This window comes from Mesorhizobium sp. FG116 (assembly GCF_057809835.1).
This window is the reverse complement of sequence record NZ_JBMDKS010000004.1, coordinates 119,333-138,494: the sequence shown is the minus strand read 5'-3', so window position 1 is coordinate 138,494 and position 19,162 is coordinate 119,333. Positions and strand designations below refer to the sequence as shown.

Here is a 19,162-nt window from a genome sequence, read left to right as displayed (position 1 = left end):
ATCGACCCCACCCGTGTGAAGGGTGCGCTCTTGAGGAGATGGGAATGTTTGATCTGACTGGCCGCAAAGCGCTGGTGACGGGTGCAACCGGCGGAATTGGCGAGGCAATTGCGCGTATCCTGCATGCCCAGGGCGCTATAGTCGGCCTGCATGGCACGCGGCTTGAGAAGCTGGAAGCGCTGGCTGGGGAGCTTGGCGAGCGCGTAAAGCTTTTTCCAGCCAATCTGGCCGACCGCGACGAGGTCAAGGCGCTTGGCCAGAAGGCAGAGGCTGAGTTGGAAGGCGTCGATATCCTCGTCAACAACGCCGGCATCACCAAGGACGGCCTGTTCGTGCGTATGTCCGACGCGGATTGGGACAGCGTGATCGACATCAATCTGTCCGCGGTTTTCCGGCTTACCCGAGAGTTGACGCACCCGATGATGCGCCGCCGCCATGGCCGTATCATCAACATCACGTCGGTGGTCGGTGTTACCGGCAATCCGGGGCAGGCGAATTACTGTGCCTCGAAGGCTGGCATGATCGGCTTTTCGAAGTCGCTGGCGCAGGAAATCGCCACCCGCAATATCACCGTGAACTGCGTGGCGCCCGGTTTCATAGAATCGGCCATGACCGACAAGCTGAACGACAAGCAGAAAGAGGCCATCATGGCCGCAATTCCCGCTAAGCGCATGGGAACCGGCGCGGAAGTGGCGTCGGCGGTGGCTTATCTCGCTTCGAATGAGGCGGCCTACATCACCGGCCAGACCATCCATGTGAATGGCGGCATGGCGATGATCTAGGATTGGTCCGCGCCGCTGGATCGATTCGCGTTTTACCTTGGACCTGCGTGGTTTTTCGTGTAACTGCCCCGCATCTTGATGGTCCGGGTGATATCCGGTTTGCTTGTGTTGAGTTTTAAGCAGAACCATCTTTCAGCTTGATTAGCGTCATTCCGACCGCTAACGAAGACAGACAAACTTGAAGACGAGGATGCCCAAATGAGTGACACCGCAGAGCGCGTCAAGAAGATCGTTATCGAGCACCTCGGCGTTGACGCCGACAAGGTAACGGAACAGGCGAGCTTCATCGATGACCTGGGCGCGGACAGCCTTGATACCGTCGAACTCGTCATGGCTTTCGAAGAAGAATTCGGCGTCGAGATTCCTGATGACGCAGCCGAGACGATCCTCACGGTCGGCGACGCCGTGAAGTACATCGACAAGGCATCGGCCTGATCTTCCCAGCGATCAAATTCCGGAAGATTTTGCGATGAGGCGAGTGGTCGTCACAGGCCTCGGCCTGCTTTCTCCGTTCGGCATGGGCTACGAGCACGGTTGGAAGGAACTTCTGACCGGGCGTAGCGCTGCTCGACGGGTGACGGAGTTCGAGGTTGACGATCTGCCTTGCAAGATCGCGCACATTATTCCTCGCGGCGATGGCACCAACGGGACATTCAATCCCGAGGCCGTGCTTGAGCCGAAGGAACTGCGCAAGATCGGCGAATTCATCCTCTACGGGATCGCTGCCGCCGACGAAGCGTTGAAGGACTCTGGCTGGGAACCGAAGACACCGGACGAGCAGTTTGCCAGCGGCGTGTTGATCGGTTCCGGCATCGGCGGCATCGAAGGCATCGCCGAAAATGCCATAACGCTCAAGGAGCGTGGCCCGCGCCGCATCAGCCCCTTCTTCATTCCGGGACAGATCATCAACCTTGTGTCAGGCCAGGTTTCGATTCGTCATGGTTTGAAAGGCCCGAACCACGCAGTCGTAACGGCTTGCTCCACAGGAGCGCACGCGATTGGCGATGCGGCCCGGCTGATCATGTGGGGCGATGCCGACGTCATGCTGGCGGGCGGCGCGGAAGCGCCGGTCACGCGCTTGTCGCTGGCCGGATTTGCGGCCTGCCGCGCCTTGTCGACCGAACGCAATGAAACGCCGGAGGTCGCATCGCGACCCTATGACCGCGACCGTGACGGCTTTGTCATGGGCGAGGGCGCTGGTGTGGTGGTTCTCGAAGAGCTCGAGCATGCCAAGGCGCGTGGCGCCAAGATTTATGCCGAAGTGACCGGCTACGGCCTGACGGGCGACGCCTACCACATCACGGCGCCGTCCGAGGATGGCGACGGCGCGTTCCGCTGCATGACGGCGGCACTCAAGCGCGCCAATCTGAAGCCCGCCGACATTGACTACATCAATGCGCACGGCACTTCGACAATGGCCGATACGATCGAACTGGGAGCCGTTGAGCGGCTCGTAGGCGACGCGGCGTCCAAGATTTCGATGTCGTCCACCAAGTCCTCCATTGGGCACTTGCTGGGAGCGGCGGGCGCTGCCGAGGCGATCTTCTCGATCCTCGCCATTAGGGACAATATCGCGCCTGCCACGATCAATTTGCAGAACCCCGAACGGGAGACTGCAATCGACCTGGTGCCGAACAAGCCGCGCGCCAGGCAGATCGACGTGGCGCTGTCGAACTCGTTCGGCTTCGGCGGAACCAACGCGTCGCTCGTTTTCCAGCGCTATAATGGCTGACAAGCCACCGGCATTGCCGCTGGTGATGCTGGAATGTTGCCAATTTCGCCATATTCGCTCCTACTGTGCAGGAGGGGATTCGTCGCGGTATAAAATTGTAGGGTGCAATGAACACCAATCCTGGGGGTAACGGGGAGTTTAGCCAGCGGCCGCCGCCAGTGCCGGGGCTGATTGTACCCAAAACCGCGAACGAAGCGCTGCGTCCGGAAGCCGGGACGCCGCCACCGAAGCGCTCGCGCGCATCGCGCAGCCAAGTCGTTGTTTTCATGAATTTCCTCGTGACGCTGGTGCTGCTGGTGATCGTGGGCGCAGGACTTGCCCTTTATTTCGGCAAGCAGGCGTTCAACGAGCCGGGTCCGTCGGCGAACGCGGACACCTTCCTCGTCAAGCCGAATACGGGTGTCCAGGAGATTGCCGATCAGCTCGAGCGACGTGGCCTGATCAGCGATGCGCGCGTGTTCCGTCTCGGCGTACGCGCCTACGACAATGACCAGTCGCTGAAGGCTGGCGAATACGAGATCAAGCCACAGGCTTCGATGCACGAGATCATGGATCTCCTGAAAAGCGGCAAGTCGGTCATGTATTCGCTGACTGTCCCCGAAGGCATGACGGTCGAACAAGCTTTCCAGCGGGTGGCATCCCAGGAGGCTTTGACTGGTGACATGCCATCTGTGTTGCCGACAGAAGGCAGCCTTGCGGCTGACACCCTGCGCTTCACGCGTGGCGCGACGCGCCAGCAGATGGTCGACAAATTGCTTGCCGACCAGAAGGAATTGGTGGCCGAAATCTGGGCGCGCCGTTCTCCCGATCTGCCGCTCGCGAACGAGCAGGAATTCGTCACCCTTGCTTCGATCGTGGAGAAGGAAACGTCGAAGAGCACCGAGCGTTCGCGCATCGCCAGCGTATTCCTGAACCGGCTCGCCAAGGGCATGCGGCTGCAATCCGATCCGACGATCATCTACGGTCTGTTCGGCGGCAAGGGCAAACCGGCCGATAGGCCGATCTATCAGTCCGATATCGATAAGCCCACGCCGTATAATACATATACGATCAATGGCTTGCCGCCGACTCCTATTGCAAATCCGGGTCGTGCCGCGCTCGAAGCGGTAGCCAATCCGTCGAAGACCGATGACCTTTATTTCGTCGCTGACGGCACTGGCGGTCACGTGTTTGCCGCTACTTTGGACGAGCACAACGAGAATGTTGCGCGCTATCGTGCATTCCAGAAAAAGCAGGCGGAGGAAGCGGCTAAAGCCGGTACCCAGCAGCCCGCGCCTGGGACTGATGGAGCCGCGCCCGCGCAATAGCAGGGCATTTGCGGCCGGGGGACTGAAATGAATCTGCAAAGCATGACCGGGTTTGCACGCGCCGTTGCTGAACATGACGGCAATGCAGTCGCTTGGGAGGTCAAGTCTGTCAACGGCAAGAGCGCCGAGGTGCGGCTGCGAATGCCTCCGGGCTTCGAGCGGCTGGAGGTATCGGTACGCCAAGCCATCCAGAGGCGGTTTGCGCGCGGCAGCTTCCAGGCAACCCTGACGGTTACGCGGCCTGCCGGCACGCAATCTCAACCGGTGGTCAATGAGGCTTTCCTGAAGGACGTGGCCGGCTTGGCAAAGCGGCTGCAAGAGCAGTTCGGCATCGCGCCGGCCAGCGCCGACGGCTTGCTTTCCTTGCGCGGTGTTCTCGATCTTCCAGAAGTTACCGAGACGGAAGAAATGCGCTCCGCTCTCGACGCGGTGATCCACGCAACGCTGGATGTGGCGCTGACCCATCTTCAGCAGGCCCGGCAGGCGGAAGGCGAAGCACTTCGCGCGCTTCTGGCGGGCCATCTGGATGCGATCGAGGCGCTGACGCTGCGGGCAGAAGCGGACCCCTCTCGCGAGCCTGCTTCAATCCGGTCAAGGATAGCAGAGCAGGTCAAGCTGCTGCTGGACCCCGGTGCAAATCTTGACGAGGCCCGACTCTACCAGGAGGCTGCATTCCTGGCGACCAAGGCGGACATTCGCGAGGAAATCGATCGGCTGAAGACGCATGTCGTATCGGGTCGCTCGTTGCTCGGTTCCGGCGGTGCTATTGGTCGAAAGCTTGATTTTCTGGCGCAGGAATTCAACCGCGAATCGAATACTCTGTGCTCGAAATCGAACGCGGCCGCGGTTACCGCCATTGGGCTGGAGCTGAAAGCGGTCGTCGATCAGTTTCGCGAACAGGTCCAGAATCTGGAGTAACAGATGCCTGCCAAAGATGCCGGCTCCCGCATCCGCCGTCGGGGCTTGATGCTCGTATTGTCGTCGCCGTCCGGCGCGGGCAAATCCACCATCGCGCGCAACCTGATCGAGAGCGATCCGGAATTCGAGCTTTCCGTCAGCGTGACGACCAGGCCGCGGCGTGGCAGCGAGATCGAGGGCCAGCACTACCACTTCAGATCCAGGCGGGATTTCGAAATCCTGCGCGATAATGACGAGTTGCTGGAATGGGCCGAAGTGCACGGCAATTTCTACGCGACGCCCCGCGAACCCGCCGAAAAGGCGATGGCCGAAGGGCGCGACATGCTGTTCGACATCGACTGGCAAGGCGCCAAGCAACTGAAGGAAAAGGTGCGCGGCGACATTGTTTCGATCTTCATATTGCCGCCCTCGATGAAGGAACTGAAGGCGCGATTGAAGCGGCGGGCAGAGGATCAGGAAGCCGTCATCGAGACGCGGTTGACAAATGCGCGCACAGAAATCGAGCATTGGACCGAGTATGATTTCGTCGTCATCAACGACGACCTCGACCGTGCTTTTTCCGAAGTGAAATCCATCGTGACAGCGGAGCGGTTGCGTCGCGACAGGCGGCCGGGACTGTTTGATTTCGTCTCTGGACTGCTGGACGAGAGTACGGATTGACCTTTTCGCTTTAAAACGCGCTCAGACCGCGTTTGTCAGCCTGACGAATTCTTCGACGCTCAGCGTCTCGGCCCTTCGCGTGGCATCTATACCCACGGCTTGCAGCAAGGCTTCACCGCCAAGGCTTTTGAGGCTTTGCCGCAACATTTTGCGGCGCTGGCCAAAGGCAGCTTCCGTGACACGGCCGAGCTTCTTCACATCGGCATCGAGCGGCTGCGCGCGCGGCACGAGATGCACGACAGACGAGGTCACTTTCGGCGGCGGTGTGAAGGCCTGCGGGGGAACGTCGAACGAAATCCTGGCGTCTGTTCTCCAACCGGCAAGGACGCCTAGCCTGCCGTAGGCATCGCTGCCGGGGGTGGCAACGATGCGTTGCGCGACCTCGCGCTGGAACATCAGCGTCATCGATGTATAGAACGGCGGCCATTCGGCAACGGTCAGCCAGCGCACGAGCAGTTCCGTACCGATATTGTAGGGCAGGTTTGCCACGATCTTGATGGGCTTGCCCTGCGCCAACTCGGCGAAGTCCGTCTTGAGCGCGTCTCCGGACACAATTTCAAGCCGGCCGGGGTAGTGGGCCGATACTTCTGCCAAGGCGGGCAGGCAGCGCTCGTCACGTTCGATGGCGATGACGCGCTGTGCGCCGTTTGCCAGCAGCGCTCGCGTCAGGCCTCCGGGACCGGGGCCGACTTCGACGACCGTCGTTTGCATCAGATCGCCGGCGGCGCGTGCGATCTTGCCGGTCAGGTTGAGGTCGAGCAGGAAATTTTGCCCGAGCGCCTTCTTCGCCTGAAGGCCGTGACGGTCGATGACCTCACGCAGAGGCGGCAGGCCATCCAGGCTCATTGGCGTTCGTTCGCGCTGATGGTGTCGGCGAGTTGGCGCGCGAGTTTCAGCGCAGCGATCAGGCTGTCCGGCCTCGCAATGCCTTTGCCCGCGATATCGAACGCAGTGCCGTGATCCGGCGACGTGCGAATGAACGGAAGCCCAAGCGTGACGTTGACCGCTTCATCGAACGCCAGCGCCTTTGCCGGGATGAGTGCCTGATCGTGATACATGCACAACGCCGCATCATAGCCCGCACGGGCGCGCGGATGAAACATGGTGTCGGCCGGTAGCGGCCCGAAGGCATCGATGCCCTCAGCACGTAACGCTGTGACGGCAGGCAAAACAATATCCCGGTCTTCAGTACCCATCGAGCCGCCTTCACCCGCATGAGGGTTGAGCCCTGAGATGGCAAGGCGCGGCTTTTTGAGGCCAAACCGGTCGCGCAAATCCGCAGCGGTTATGCGAGCGGTAGATATGATTAGCTCGGTCGTCAGTGCCTGAGGCACTTGCGAAAGCGGGATATGGATTGTCACGGGTATGGTGCGCAGGTCAGGACCAGCCAGCATCATGACGGGCATGACCGGCTTGCCGGTGCGCTGAGAAGCGAGGTGTGCGAGGTACTCGGTATGGCCGGGAAAGCGAAAGCCGGCGTCATAAAGCGGCTTTTTGGCAATGGGGCAGGTGACAACCGCAGCCGCCTTGCCACGAAAACAATCGTCAACCGCCCGGTCGATCGCCTCGATCACCCCTTGGGCGTTCGCACTATCGGGAATGCCGGGCTGGTTGCTGAGACGGGAGGAAAGCGGCGCGACTGGCAAGCTGGACCGGAACAGGTCGCAGGCTCGTGAAGGCTCGGTTTCCGCAAGCGGGATATCGATACCCAGCATTTGGGCGCGGGCGGCGACCACGGCTGGATCGGCGAGAAGATAAAACGGAGGCGTGGCGTTGCCTTGCCGGTTTTGCCAAGCGGCGATGGCAATTTCAGGACCTATGCCCGAAGGATCGCCGATGCTGACGGCAAGCGGGACGCCAACTTTTTCCATGTTGTTCAGCGCTGGACGATGCGTGCCTTCTTCTTCAGATCGTCCATGTATTTCTTGCTGAACTCGTCGGTCTTGCCGCTGGCATCGCCTTCACTCTGGAATACCATCTGCGCGACCTTGTCATCGGAAACCTCGCGCGCGCTGCACACGCCGATGAACTCGACGCCACGCTCCGTTTCGCGAACGGTCGTAGCCGCGCCGGTCTTGGTCTTCTTGATCTGCTCTGCCCAGTCCGGCGGAAGTTGCGGTGCAAGCACGCGCCCAAGGTCACGGACGGTGACGTCAATCAGGCCCTTGGCGAACTCGTGCGTCGTGCCGCAGCCATTGAAGCGTCCGCGCATCGCCTCGGCTTCACGCTTGCGCTTGCCAAGCGTGGCGCCGCGCTCGGAAGCGGGCACGACGAAAATAACCTGCTGCAGCATGTATTCCGTGGCTGTGGGCTTGCTGCCGCCATTGTCCAGCATCTTTCGCACGACGTCTTGCTGGCTGAGGCCGTTGCCGCCGCCTTGTTCAGCCCGATAACGCGCGCTGAGAGCCTGGTTCCAAGCCAACTGGGCCCGGATGAACTCCTTGAAATGTTCCTTGGTGACGCCGCCCTGAGCCATGACGCCGTCGAGCTGCTTCAACTGCATCTTGTTGTTGGAAGCGAAGCGGGCGTAAGCATCGTTGACCTGCTGGTCAGTGATGCGAATTCCGAGCCGCCGGGCTTCGGTCAAACGTATCGTCTGTTCGATCATTTCGTTGGCCGCATCGCCCTTGCGGCGCTGCAGGCGCAGGAACGCGGACCTGTGCTGAATGTCGCCCGTGGTGACCGGGACGTCATTGACGATGTATTTGATCTGGCTGGCCATCGCAGGTGGCGTCATCGCGGTAAATGAAACCGCCGTGGCAGCAATGAGCAGGGCTAGGCTTGCTGAAAAGATGTACTTCCGCATCAAGGCAATCCGGGTTGTTCTTCGTTTCTTGCGGTATGCCAACTCATGCCTGCTCTATGCGGCAAAACCGTGTCGGCATCCGTGGCTGACTATTCAGTAAAGGAACTTGTCGCCGACCCAAAATCGCCCAATGTGCGGAACGAGATGTTGAATCCAATGCTTTGCGACACTTCCTTCGTGTCCCGGTCACGTGTCTCGGAGAACGTCATCAGATAGGTGAAGCAATCGTCCGCGTAACCGAAGCCGATCCCGTCCCTGACCAGGACATTCGTTTGCAGGTCATAGGTGCCCGAGCCGAAGATGCGCCAGTTTTCGCTAAGCTGCGCCGAACCGCCAACCATAACTTCGTGCCGGTCTTCGGCAAATCCATAAAGCGGCTGCTTCTGGATGAAGGCATACTTGGCCGACACGGAAATCGGTTGCCCGGTGAAGCCGAGCTTCACTTCCGAGCGCCGGACTTCCAGGGTCTGCTCGTCGAAGCGTCCGCTGAGCGACGCCGACAGGCCGCTCGGGCTGGCTACGCCGACCAGACCGACGAAATCGGACGTGTCGGTTTCAAGGCCGGAATTCGCTCCGACATTGACCATGTCCGGTTCTGCAAAGGAATTGCGGCCATCCAAATGATAGGATTGGCCAAACAGACCGTTGGTCGTCCAGCCATTCTCGAAGCTGCCGGAATAGCGCACACCCAAATTGGCGCGCGTGCCGCCTTCGATGCGGTCATAGCCGGAGAACTTGTCGCGCTCGAACAGCGTCGAGGCGTCGAACACGAAGCTTTGTGCGTCTTCGTTCGGAACGGCGAGGCCGCCGACGTAGGTCTCGTTCGGGCGAACGAACAACTGCGCCATCGGTTCGAAGACGTGCGAAGAACCGACGCTGGAGAACAGGATCGGGAAGCGCCATTCGAGGCCCAGCGTGGCCATGCTGCGGAAGAACGACGAGCGCACATCCGCAGTGGTGTTGATGTCCGGGTTGGCGGCCATGTCGTTGATTGCGGCCAGCGATCCCGACGACGCATTTACGAAGTTGCCATCGGCCTGGAATGCCAGCAGCGGCGTGAACACCATACCGCCATCGGTGACGAACGAACGCTTCCATTCGGCTTCGGCAGTCAGGCGACCTGACTCACCTTCGATACCGCGAACGCGCTCGAAAAAGCCGGGGTTGGTCAGGGAGTCCGCCGTGTCGAGATTGCTGCGATGCAGTGCCCGCGCATTGAGATTCACGGAAAGCTGGCCGCCCGCAAGCGGAGTATCCGGAATATAGGCGTAATCGAATGAGGGCAGGACCCAAGGCTGCTCGTCGTTCCTGGCGCGCGGGTCGCTGTCCAGAAGTCGTTCCTGAACCTGGAACTTCATGCCCCTCAGGTCGAAATAGTTCCGGTCGTTCAGGCCGGTGAGATAAACTTCTGAGCGATGGACGTAGTCGCTGAAGCCATCGATCTTGTAAGTGCGGGCAAAGTTCTTGTCCGACTGGAGCATGATGTCCCAGCCGAAATCCCATCTCGAATTGATGGCGAACTGGCCTTTGGTGCCCATCATGCCGCGAAGCTTGTTCGGGTCGCCTGCAGGGCCGCTGTCGACCGTATTGGCGTCAAATGAACCGGGGTCCTGCTGGTGGATACCAGCAATCTTCAAATTGTACTGGCCGTTATTGAAACGCTGACGCCACTCCGCTTCACCAAGGAAACCCTGCTTGGTGAAGTAGTTGCCCTTGACGGTCAGGTCGTAGGTCGGTGACAGCGCGAAATAGTAGGGAATGCCGACGCCAGCACCGAGTTCAGTATTGTAGCTGACCGAGGGGAAGAGGAATCCGCTTTTGCGCTTGACCGTTGGGTCCGCTATTTCGAACGCCGGCAGATAGGCAATCGGGAAGCCGAAGAACTCGAAGTTGGAGTCTTCAAAGCGAACGGTCTTCTTCTGGCCGTTCCAGATGATCTTGCGCGCCTTCACGCGCCAGATGGGCGCCTGGTCGGGCTTGTCTTCGCAAGGCTCGCAGGCGGTGTAGACGCCGTTGTGGAACGTCGTCAAAACGCCGCCCATGCGCTCCGCGCTTTCGGCTGCGAAGTAGGTCTTGTCGACCGTCTCGACTCGCAATGCGTTGACGAATCCGTCGGCAAAGTCGTCTGTGATGTCGATGTGGTCGGAATTGATCTTGGTGCCGTCGCTCTGGACGATCTGCACATTGCCGCTCGCCACGAGGCGTTGCGTCTGGCGATTATACTCCACGCGCTGTGCGACCAGCCGGTTGCCGCCGTAGTCGATCTGCACTCCTCCGACGGCGGTTACGGTCTGCGCGTCATTGTCATAGACGAGCGTGTCTGACTCCAGAAGCATCTGAGCGCCGGCCGGAATTTCCGCGGACAAATCAGGTACTTCTTGCGCCCAGGATGGAACGGTCACGGCACCCGCGGCGAGCAGGCACGCAAGCCCGCTCACTCCACACAGGAGCGCGAAACGGCTCGACCGTCCGTTCTGCAAACCCGCCCCCCTCACTAGCCGTCTTCCTTGTACAAAAGGAACGTTACCCCGAAAAACATTGCCACAACAACTGGAAACCATGCCGCGATCAAAGTCGGCACAAAACCAGCCACGCCAAATGCTTTGACGAGGACCGAAACGACATAAAGCAGAAACCCGGCGACAACGCCACCTAGAATCATCGTTGCCGATTGGCCCATACGCGCAAAACGCATCGAAACCGTCGCAGCGATAAGCGTCATGGCCACCAGAAGAAATGGCAGCGCCACGAGCGAATCGAACTGCATTGCGAAGGCATTTGCACTGAGGCCAAACGAGCGGGCAACCTCAATCTTGCCCGGCAAGTCGTAGAAGGGAATGGTTTCCGGCCGCGCCAGCCTCTCCTGCACGAACTCCGGCTTCAGATCAGTAGGGATCTGGACGAGTTTCTGGAGTTGCTTGGTTCCTGCGTCAGTCACGGAGCTGACGTCATGGAGTTCCCAATATCCGTCGCGCAGAAAGACGCGCTTGGCGTCCTTGCGCTCGATGATCTCGCCGTTCTTGTCGAGAACGAAGAAGGTCGCATCGGCCATCTCCAGTCCCTGGTTCAAGATGGCGCGGGCACCGATGATCGTGTCACCCGACTTGGTTTTTTGACGAATCCAGGGAGTTGAGTCCTCGTCCACGGCATTGGAGGTACCCGAACGGAGCAGGCTTTCGATGTGTTGCGAGCGGGAAAGGCCATGCGCGGCGAGGGGATTGAGCACACCTACGGCAAGCACACCGAATAAGAGCGCACCAAGGCAGACCGGCAGCAGGAATTGCCATGCCGAGATGCCGGCTGCGCGTGCGACCACCAGTTCGTACTTGCGATTGAGCGAAACCAGCGTGGCCATCGCGGCAAACAAGCCAACGAAGGGGACGGTCTGGAGTACGAGCATGGGAACGCGAAGCGCGGAAATGAGTGCGCCGATCTGATAGCTGAAGCCCGGTATGCGTGAGGTCCGGCTGGTGAGTTCCGTAAAGTCGATCAGGAACACCAGCGCAAAAATGCCGAGGAAGAACCACGTCGTAATCGTGGCATATCGGAAGAGGAAATATCGCCCGAGTGTCCAGCCCATCAAGCCGACCCTCGGTTGGAATTGGCGCCACGATACCGAAGCGAAGCGAATGCGTTGCGGACCCGGCTCACAAGTCCGACGACCAAATCGACCAGTCCGATCGGAAGTTCCATGGAGCGTTGCGTTCTGATGAACCAGATCGAAACGAGCCCCATCCCGATGGGAACAGCGTACATTAGGTAGCCAAACAGCGGCTCGGTTCTCGACTGCCCTTCGGCGAAGAACGCTACCCAGCGAACCAGCAGGGCGATGCAGATGGTCGTGACCAGGGGATGGATGCGGGCTTCACGATGCGACCGGGCGTCCCCTGCCACTGCCAGCGCAATCAGCGCGAAAGTGATCGGAAACATCCATTCGGAAAAGCGCTTGTTGATCTCGCTGCGGTAGCTTCCTGGCTCCTTCTTGTAGGCATCGTCGTTGGGATCTGGATTGAGAAGGTATTGGGTCGTTTGATCTTTCGGCAGCCGCACGACACCGCCCGTGTTCGACCCGAAGGCGGAAAGATCGAACGCATATGACGTGAAGTGAACGAGCGACACGCTACCGTCGACCGTTTTGCGATGAATGACGCCGTCGCTCATCAACAGCGCCTTGTCGTCGCCTTGATCGACCACCGCGCCACGCTTGGCGTAGTAGACCAGATCGGTCCCTTCCTGCCGTGTATCGGCGACGAAGATACCGCCTAGCTGGTTTCCGGGGAGGCGCTCGCCGATCTGCACGAACAGGCCGTTTTCGACCTTCCGGAATGTTCCTTCCTGGATCACCAGTGACAGAAAATCGGCGCGGGCGTTGGCGACGAGGTCGCGGTTCTTCTGGCGCGCATAGGGCTCGACGCCATTTTGAACGACGAAGCAGAAAATGCTGGCAGCGAGCGCGACCATCAAAACGGGCTTTACGACGGTCAGCCTCGACGCACCTGACGCATTTATCACGACGAGTTCCGAATCGGCGTTCATCGCGCTCAAGGTTTGGGCGACCGCGCCTGCAATCGCGAACGGAACGACAATCGGTATGACCGTTGGAAGGATGAGGGTGGCCACCTCGAAGAAGGTGAAGGCCGATTGCCCGCTATCGGTGACGAGGTCTATGCGCGCCAACACCTGCGTCGTCCAGACGATTGCCAACGTCCAGACCAGGGCGGCCAGCGACAACACGAGCGCGCGCCGCAGTATGTAGCGTTCAATCACCTTCATGCAGAGGGAGTTCTCAACTGGCTTTCCGGCATCGCGCCTCAGAACTGACTATCCGTCCGGCCGTGCCTGTACAACAGGCACACCAACCGGTCTCTCGGGAGCATGCTTTCTCGCCCGCGCCAATGTCGCGAACAATGGATAAGAAAGCGCGAAGGCTCATGGTTAATGATGGCTTGTGGCGAAAACGTGCGTCGGCCTGCGGCGAAACGCCCGTTGGCATCGTCTGCACGCGCCATTCTCCAACATGGGTTGCCAAATGACGGAAAACGACGAAATGTCGCTTTCCCTTCAGAATAACCGCCAAGCAGGTCTTCATGGCTTCGATATCTTCCGTGACGTTTTCCAGGTTCGCAGCGCCCAAGAAGGGAGTTGTGTACGTCTTGTCGGCCGAGGAGGCGGGCATCGGGCCCGAAGCGTTGAAATATGTGCCGGCCAAAACAGTCGATCGCGCGCTTGCGGCCGCCGATTTCTCCGGAAAATTTGGCACTCAGGTGGAAATTCTCGCACCTCAAGACACGGCCTTCGACAAGGTTACCGTGATTGGGGTGGGAAATATTGCCGGCCTGGATGAACACGCCTGGATAAAGCTCGGCGGAATCATTGCCGGTGCGCTCGGCAAAGCTTCTGAGGCGACCATCATCCTCGATTTGCCCGATACGACAGTGAGCGGTGCCGATGCCGCCAACGCCGCAGCGGGAAGCCTGCTTCGCAGCTATGTCTTCGACAAGTACAAGACCCGTTCGTCGAACGGTGACAGTGACGGAGACGCGCCCAGGAAGAAAAGCAGCAAGGTAACGATCATGTGCGCCGATCCGACATCGGCGAAGAAGGCGTTTTCCGCCGCCAAGGCAATTGTGGACGGCGTGGTGCTTGCGCGCGATCTCGTCAACGAGCCGGCCAACATGCTTGGACCGGTCGAGTTTGCCACGCGCATCAAGGAACTGGAGGCGCTCGGCGTCACGGTCGAAATCCTGGCTGAAAAGGAAATGAAGAAGCTGGGAATGGGTGCGCTGCTTGGCGTGGCGCAGGGATCGCCGCGCGGTGCGCGGCTTGCTGTCATGCAATGGAATGGCGGCAGCGCCAAGGACAAGCCGGTGGCGTTTGTCGGCAAGGGCGTCACATTCGATACCGGCGGCAACTCGATGAAGACCGCGTCCGGCATGGAAGAAATGAAGGGCGACATGGGCGGCGCGGCCGCTGTCACAGGCTTGATGCATGCCCTGGCCGCACGCAAGGCCAAGGCCAATGTCGTTGGCATCGTCGGGCTGGTCGAAAACTCTGTCGATGGACATGCGCAGAGGCCCGGCGACATCGTGACCTCGATGTCCGGGCAGACCATAGAGGTGCTCAACACCGACGCCGAGGGGCGTCTCGTGCTGGCAGACGCGCTTTGGTACTGCAACGACCGCTTCCAGCCGCGGTTCATGGTCAATCTCGCGACGCTGACGGGCGCTATCATGGTTGCGCTCGGCCAACATCACGCGGGGCTGTTTTCCAACGACGACGAATTGGCAGGCCGGCTGGTGGGGGCAGGGTCGGCAACGCAGGAGAGGCTATGGCGCATGCCGCTTGGCAGCGAGTACGACAAATTGCTGGAATCGAAGAATGCCGACATGAAGAACATCGGCGGCCGTTATGGCGGCGCGATTACGGCGGCCCAGTTCCTTCAGCGTTTCGTCAAGGATACGCCGTGGGCGCATCTCGACATTGCCGGCACGGCGATGGGCGCGCCCGCAAGTGAGATCAATACGTCATGGGGTTCCGGTTTCGGCGTCAGGCTGCTCGACCGGCTTGTCCGCGACCACTATGAACGCCCGTAGCTTTGTGCTGATTGGCGGTCATGACCGAGATCCTTTTCTACCATTTGACGGAGTCGACGCTTGAGGATGCGCTTCCGGGCCTGCTGGAACGCAGTATCGGTCGTGGCTGGCGCGCGGTCGTGCAAACCGGTAGCGAAGATCGGCGCGATGCGCTCGACCAACATCTGTGGACGTTTCGCGATGATTCCTTCCTGGCCCATGCGAGCGACCGTGAGGCCTTTCCGGCAGAGCAACCAATCCTGTTGACCACGGGAGACGGCAACCAGAATGATGCACAGATCAGGTTTCTGGTCGATGGCGCCGAACCGCCTGATCTTGGCAGCTATGAACGCGCGGTTTTCCTGTTCGACGGCCACGATACGGCGCAGGTCGAATCTGCGCGACAACATTGGAAAACAATGAAGTCGGCCGGGCACGCGGTGACTTACTGGCAGCAAACGGCGGATAAAAGATGGGAGCGGAAAGCGTGATTGCGGCCAACCGGTGCAAGGTTTTCGCAAAAGTCTTGCTGGTTGAGGCGGATAGCCCCCACCTTTGTTCCCAAACGATCTGAGAACGACTGATGCGTCTTTTTTTCTTGCTGGTGCTGTTGGCCGGTCTTGGCATGGGTTTCATCTACCCCTGGTCGATCAGCAATTTCTCAGGCCGGGAAATAGGAGCCTGGCCGGTCTATCGCCAGGGCCGCTTTGAACCGGTCGATGTTCGTCTGGCCCCGACGGACGCCCCGGTGCGCGTTCTGGTAGACTTGACGACAGATGCCAACGATCTCTTTGCACCTGTCGGGGCCGTGTTGACCATTACAGCCTCGGAGAGCGGCAAGACGGTTCTTGCCGAGACGCTTCGCTTCGCCGGCGAATCGCAAATTCGGGACAAGAGCCCGCAAGTTGCGCAAAAGGTCGCGCGCGACGATGCCGGCGTGATCGCAGAGGTGCATGACGGCACGTACCGGTTCAACGTCGGTCGCGGCGATGCCGAAGGTCCGCAGATCAAGGCTGTCGATCTGGTCTTGCGTGCCGGTTCGGGGGAGGTCGATGCGCGCTTCCAGCCGATCGGCATTTCCCTGATGGCTGTCGGCTTCATCGGCTTCGTTCTGGCGTTGCGCCGGAAGCGTTCGGCCAATCCGCAGAACCCCAATTCGCAACCGCCGCCGCCGCGCTGGGGCAGGGGTGGCGGCATCGACGGGAAATGAACTACCGGCACGCCTATCACGCGGGAAATTTCGCCGATGTCGTCAAGCACGCGGTACTGGCCCGGATCGTCGAATACCTGAAGCAGAAGGACAAGGCGTTCCGGGTGATCGATACCCATGCCGGCATCGGGCTGTATGACCTCTCGTCGTCTGAGGCTGGCAAGACCGGCGAGTGGCACGGCGGCATTGGCCGGGTAACAGATGCGAACCTCGATCCAAAGCTCGAGGCGTTCCTGGCACCGTACCTTGATGCGGTGCGCGCGGCCAATCCGCAGGGCGGGCTGGCGCATTATCCAGGTTCGCCCTTTGTCGCGCGCCATTTGCTGCGCAAGCAGGACCGCCTGTCCGCCATCGAACTGCATCCGCAGGATGCCGCGCGGTTGAAGTCTGTGTTCGCCGGCGACATTCAGGTGAGGGTGATTGAGCTCGATGGCTGGCTTGCCCTTGGCGCGCACCTGCCGCCAAAGGAAAAGCGCGGACTTGTGCTGGTTGATCCGCCGTTCGAACAGGCCGGCGAATTCGATCGCCTGTTGAATGGGCTGAGCAAGGCGCACCAGCGATGGCCGGGCGGGATTTACGCCTTGTGGTATCCGATCAAGGACCGTGACGCAGTTGCCGGGTTTCGCCGGGGATTGGCCGAGAGCGGCATCCCCAAAATCCTCGATATCGGCTTCGATACCCGGCTGCCGGGCAGGGAGCCGAGGTTGGATGGCAGCGGGATGGTGGTAGTCAACCCGCCTTTCACACTGGAAGAGGAGCTGCGAGGCGCGCTTCCTGCCTTGCATGGATTGTTGACTGAGGAGCCCGGAGCGCCCTGGTCTGTGAGATGGCTGACGGCCAGATAATGTGACGCTTGACCGCGACCGCCGAAATCCTCACAGTGCGGCCAAATCGCTTCGAGAGGCTGATATGATCCGTGCCATCAAGTCTGCAGTCCTTGCATTCTCCTGCCTTTGCGCACCCGTGGCGCTTTCTTCGGTGGCGCACGCGGCCGACCTTTCAACCTATGTCGACGAAGGCGATGCGAGCGTGTGCAGCACGCCCGCCGTGTTGAGCCGCATCACCAGCCGCTTTGACCATCAGGTCCACAACGTGCCGAACCTTCCGGATGTGGCGATCACCGATTTCAGCCGTATCCATTTACACCGCAGTCTGCCTGCCAGCGAAAGGTGGCCGATTGCGCGCCACTATTGCGGCGCCACCGTCACCTTGTCGGACGGCCGCGATCGCGACATCTGGTATCTGATCGAGGAAGGGCAGGGCTTCGCGTCCGTCGGCGACAATGTCGAGTTCTGCGTTTCCGGGTTCGACCGCTGGATGGTCTATAACGGCGCTTGCCGCGTCCTGCGCTGAACGCCCCTCATGCCTTGATTGACCGGTTTCGGTCGCTCTTCGGTTGAATTCCTGTCATTGGCCGTTGCTTTGAGCAAGGCGCGGAATAATGTGCCGCAGCCAATAACAGGAAACGACTATGTCCAAACTGCTCTACGCCTCAGCATCGCCTTATAGCGCCAAGGTTCGCATGGCCGCCGCCTATGCCGGCATTGCCATTGAGGCCGTTCCGACCAAGACCGACGACCAGCCCACGGTTCTGGTCGGGGCGAATCCGCTCGGCAAGATCCCGACGCTGCTGCTTGACGATGGCGCTGTCGTCTATGACAGCCGCGCGATCACGCAATATCTGAACCGTCTGTCCAAGAACGCGCTGTTTCCGCGCAATCCAGAAAAGCGCACTGAAGCGGAGGTGCTCGAAGCGTTGGCGGACGGCATCTGCGATTGCGCTCTTTCAATCATCTATGAGCGCCGGATGCGGCCCGAAGAGCACGTTTTCCAACCCTGGATCGACAAGCAGTGGGAAAAGGTGACCCGCTCGCTCGATCACCTGAACGCCAACCCGCCCAAGCTGCCGAAGAAGATCACGGTCGGTCAGATCGCGTTGCGCGCTACGCTGGGCTATCTCTCGCTGCGTTTCGAAGGCAAGTGGGAGAAGGGGCACGGGCGGCTGACGCGTTGGGCTGCTCGCTTCGACGAGAAGTTCCCCGAGTTGAAGGGCCTGACCCCTTCCTGAACTAACGCAACAAAAAAGCCGGAGCGAAAGCCCCGGCTTTTTCGTTCTGGTCCGATCGTCAGATCAGAACTTCATACCAACGCCGAACGTGACGCGGTTGTCGCGGGCGTCGAAGTCACGTGCACCGGCGCCAGTGTTGAAATCCTGGCTGCCGTAGTCGGTGTAGCGGTACTCGACGCGGCCGAACACGTTGTCGGTCAACTTGATGTCTGTGCCGACACCAGCGGTCCAGCCGAACATGGTGTTGCGATCGCTACCGACGGCGTCGGTGATCTTGACGCTCTGGCCTGCACCACCGGCCGTGCCGTAGAGCAGGATGTCGGGGCTAACAGCGTAGCCGAGGCGCGCGCGTAGCGAACCTTCAACGCCACCTTCGGATTCAACGCCGGCATTGTCGCCCTTTACGCCGTTGTATCCGAGATCGCCTTCGGCACCGAGCACGAAGTTGTCCATCTGATAGTTGTAGCCGACGAACGCGCCGCCGAGGAAACCATCCGTGTTGATGGTGTTGCCGGGCTCTTCAACGCGGCCGCTGAAGCCGTAGCCGATGTTCACACCGGCGTATGGGCCAGCCCAGGAGGCGACGGGAAGTTCAGCAACTGGCGCCACGGGTGCCGGCGGCTCTTCCATGACAACGTCGGCGGCGTATGCGGGGATCGCAGAAGCGAAGGCAATCAGCCCAAGGGCAACGGCTGCCGGCCTTGCGAATTTGAGATTGGTAGTCATTGGTTCTAACTCCTTGAGCCACAGACACTGGCTTCCTTGACCTGAAAGGACGGTCGAACTGGGAGATAACGATCCCGCCTTTCATCGGTTCCGGAATTTGGTGATCAAATGCGGCGGAACCGAACCTGAACTTGGGTCATTCCCCGGCGCAAATGAGGCTGAAGCTTGACGTTGCATCGAGGCAACAGCTCTGTCAGCAGTGTGTGCCCCCGATTGCTGCACCGCGCTTGGTGCAAGGCGTTGCGACCGCTATATTGGCGGCGTCGAACATCCGTGATGAGCCGAATCGCATCCCGCAAGGCCGCTTTTGCCACATTGCAGCCTCAGGAACGAACGGTGTCTGAACGCATCTAGTCGGAAGACTGCGCCGTCAGGGGCGCG

The 19,162-nt window shown here is 60.2% G+C and carries 19 protein-coding genes; 12 read left to right on the top strand and 7 right to left on the bottom strand.

Features of this window, described 5'->3' with window-relative positions:
• Window positions 1-44: 44 nt before the first annotated feature.
• The 6 genes from fabG to gmk all read left to right on the top strand — a co-directional run bounded on the left by fabG (window position 45) and on the right by gmk (window position 5,399).
• Window positions 45-782 (top strand): 3-oxoacyl-[acyl-carrier-protein] reductase, encoded by a 738-nt coding sequence (fabG, locus tag ACODTY_RS05590; protein WP_488993294.1) that lies wholly within the window; start codon window positions 45-47, stop codon window positions 780-782.
• A 198-nt stretch (window positions 783-980) separates the two neighbouring features.
• Window positions 981-1,217: an acyl carrier protein gene (locus ACODTY_RS05585; RefSeq protein ID WP_006203723.1), complete on the top strand. Its 237-nt coding sequence runs from the start codon at window positions 981-983 to the stop codon at window positions 1,215-1,217.
• A gap of 34 nt (window positions 1,218-1,251) precedes the next feature.
• Window positions 1,252-2,514: a beta-ketoacyl-ACP synthase II gene (gene fabF, locus ACODTY_RS05580; protein ID WP_488993293.1), complete on the top strand. Its 1,263-nt coding sequence runs from the start codon at window positions 1,252-1,254 to the stop codon at window positions 2,512-2,514.
• Between the two features lie 107 nt (window positions 2,515-2,621).
• Entirely contained in the window at window positions 2,622-3,821 is a 1,200-nt protein-coding gene (gene mltG, locus ACODTY_RS05575; RefSeq protein ID WP_488993292.1) for an endolytic transglycosylase MltG, read from the top strand.
• A 27-nt stretch (window positions 3,822-3,848) separates the two neighbouring features.
• Complete coding sequence (locus ACODTY_RS05570; RefSeq protein WP_488993291.1) at window positions 3,849-4,739, top strand: YicC/YloC family endoribonuclease; 891 nt, start codon at window positions 3,849-3,851, stop codon at window positions 4,737-4,739.
• A gap of 3 nt (window positions 4,740-4,742) precedes the next feature.
• Entirely contained in the window at window positions 4,743-5,399 is a 657-nt protein-coding gene (gene gmk, locus ACODTY_RS05565) for a guanylate kinase (RefSeq protein WP_488993290.1), read from the top strand.
• A gap of 21 nt (window positions 5,400-5,420) precedes the next feature.
• Here gmk and rsmA read toward each other — a convergent pair whose 3' ends face one another.
• The 6 genes from rsmA to lptF all read right to left on the bottom strand — a co-directional run bounded on the left by rsmA (window position 5,421) and on the right by lptF (window position 12,978).
• The gene (gene rsmA / locus ACODTY_RS05560) at window positions 5,421-6,245 is read right to left on the bottom strand and encodes a 16S rRNA (adenine(1518)-N(6)/adenine(1519)-N(6))-dimethyltransferase RsmA (protein ID WP_488993289.1); all 825 of its coding nucleotides are present in this window, start codon (window positions 6,243-6,245) and stop codon (window positions 5,421-5,423) included.
• Window positions 6,242-7,270, bottom strand: coding sequence for a 4-hydroxythreonine-4-phosphate dehydrogenase PdxA (pdxA, locus tag ACODTY_RS05555; RefSeq protein ID WP_488993288.1), 1,029 nt, complete (start codon window positions 7,268-7,270; stop codon window positions 6,242-6,244). Before pdxA ends, rsmA begins: the two co-directional genes overlap by 4 nt.
• 5 nt (window positions 7,271-7,275) lie before the next feature.
• Entirely contained in the window at window positions 7,276-8,205 is a 930-nt protein-coding gene (locus ACODTY_RS05550; RefSeq protein WP_488993287.1) for a SurA N-terminal domain-containing protein, read from the bottom strand.
• A gap of 89 nt (window positions 8,206-8,294) precedes the next feature.
• Window positions 8,295-10,700 (bottom strand): LPS-assembly protein LptD, encoded by a 2,406-nt coding sequence (locus ACODTY_RS05545; RefSeq protein ID WP_488993286.1) that lies wholly within the window; start codon window positions 10,698-10,700, stop codon window positions 8,295-8,297.
• Window positions 10,700-11,788 carry an LPS export ABC transporter permease LptG gene (gene lptG, locus ACODTY_RS05540; protein ID WP_488993285.1) on the bottom strand — a complete coding sequence of 363 codons (1,089 nt, stop codon included), beginning with the start codon at window positions 11,786-11,788 and terminating at the stop codon, window positions 10,700-10,702. The genes ACODTY_RS05545 and lptG overlap by 1 nt, the downstream gene beginning before the upstream one ends.
• The gene (gene lptF, locus ACODTY_RS05535; protein WP_488993284.1) at window positions 11,785-12,978 is read right to left on the bottom strand and encodes an LPS export ABC transporter permease LptF; all 1,194 of its coding nucleotides are present in this window, start codon (window positions 12,976-12,978) and stop codon (window positions 11,785-11,787) included. Before lptF ends, lptG begins: the two co-directional genes overlap by 4 nt.
• Before the next feature lie 314 nt (window positions 12,979-13,292).
• Between lptF and ACODTY_RS05530 the strand changes: the two genes are divergently transcribed.
• The 6 genes from ACODTY_RS05530 (at window position 13,293) to ACODTY_RS05505 (ending at window position 18,055) form a co-directional block, all read left to right on the top strand.
• Window positions 13,293-14,798 (top strand): leucyl aminopeptidase, encoded by a 1,506-nt coding sequence (locus ACODTY_RS05530; RefSeq protein ID WP_488993283.1) that lies wholly within the window; start codon window positions 13,293-13,295, stop codon window positions 14,796-14,798.
• A gap of 20 nt (window positions 14,799-14,818) precedes the next feature.
• On the top strand, window positions 14,819-15,268 hold the full coding sequence (locus ACODTY_RS05525; RefSeq protein ID WP_488993282.1) for a DNA polymerase III subunit chi: 450 nt from the start codon (window positions 14,819-14,821) through the stop codon (window positions 15,266-15,268).
• A 92-nt stretch (window positions 15,269-15,360) separates the two neighbouring features.
• A complete protein-coding gene (locus ACODTY_RS05520) occupies window positions 15,361-15,987 on the top strand; it encodes a hypothetical protein (RefSeq protein ID WP_488993281.1) in 627 nt (208 codons plus the stop codon).
• Complete coding sequence (locus tag ACODTY_RS05515) at window positions 15,984-16,832, top strand: 23S rRNA (adenine(2030)-N(6))-methyltransferase RlmJ (protein ID WP_488993280.1); 849 nt, start codon at window positions 15,984-15,986, stop codon at window positions 16,830-16,832. Before ACODTY_RS05520 ends, ACODTY_RS05515 begins: the two co-directional genes overlap by 4 nt.
• 64 nt (window positions 16,833-16,896) lie before the next feature.
• Window positions 16,897-17,340, top strand: coding sequence for a hypothetical protein (locus tag ACODTY_RS05510; RefSeq protein WP_488993279.1), 444 nt, complete (start codon window positions 16,897-16,899; stop codon window positions 17,338-17,340).
• Window positions 17,341-17,458: 118 nt separating this feature from the next.
• Window positions 17,459-18,055 carry a glutathione S-transferase family protein gene (locus tag ACODTY_RS05505; RefSeq protein ID WP_488993278.1) on the top strand — a complete coding sequence of 199 codons (597 nt, stop codon included), beginning with the start codon at window positions 17,459-17,461 and terminating at the stop codon, window positions 18,053-18,055.
• A gap of 63 nt (window positions 18,056-18,118) precedes the next feature.
• On the opposite strand, the gene ACODTY_RS05500 is transcribed toward ACODTY_RS05505, so the two are convergent.
• Complete coding sequence (locus tag ACODTY_RS05500; RefSeq protein WP_488993277.1) at window positions 18,119-18,781, bottom strand: outer membrane protein; 663 nt, start codon at window positions 18,779-18,781, stop codon at window positions 18,119-18,121.
• Window positions 18,782-19,162: the final 381 nt, after the last annotated feature.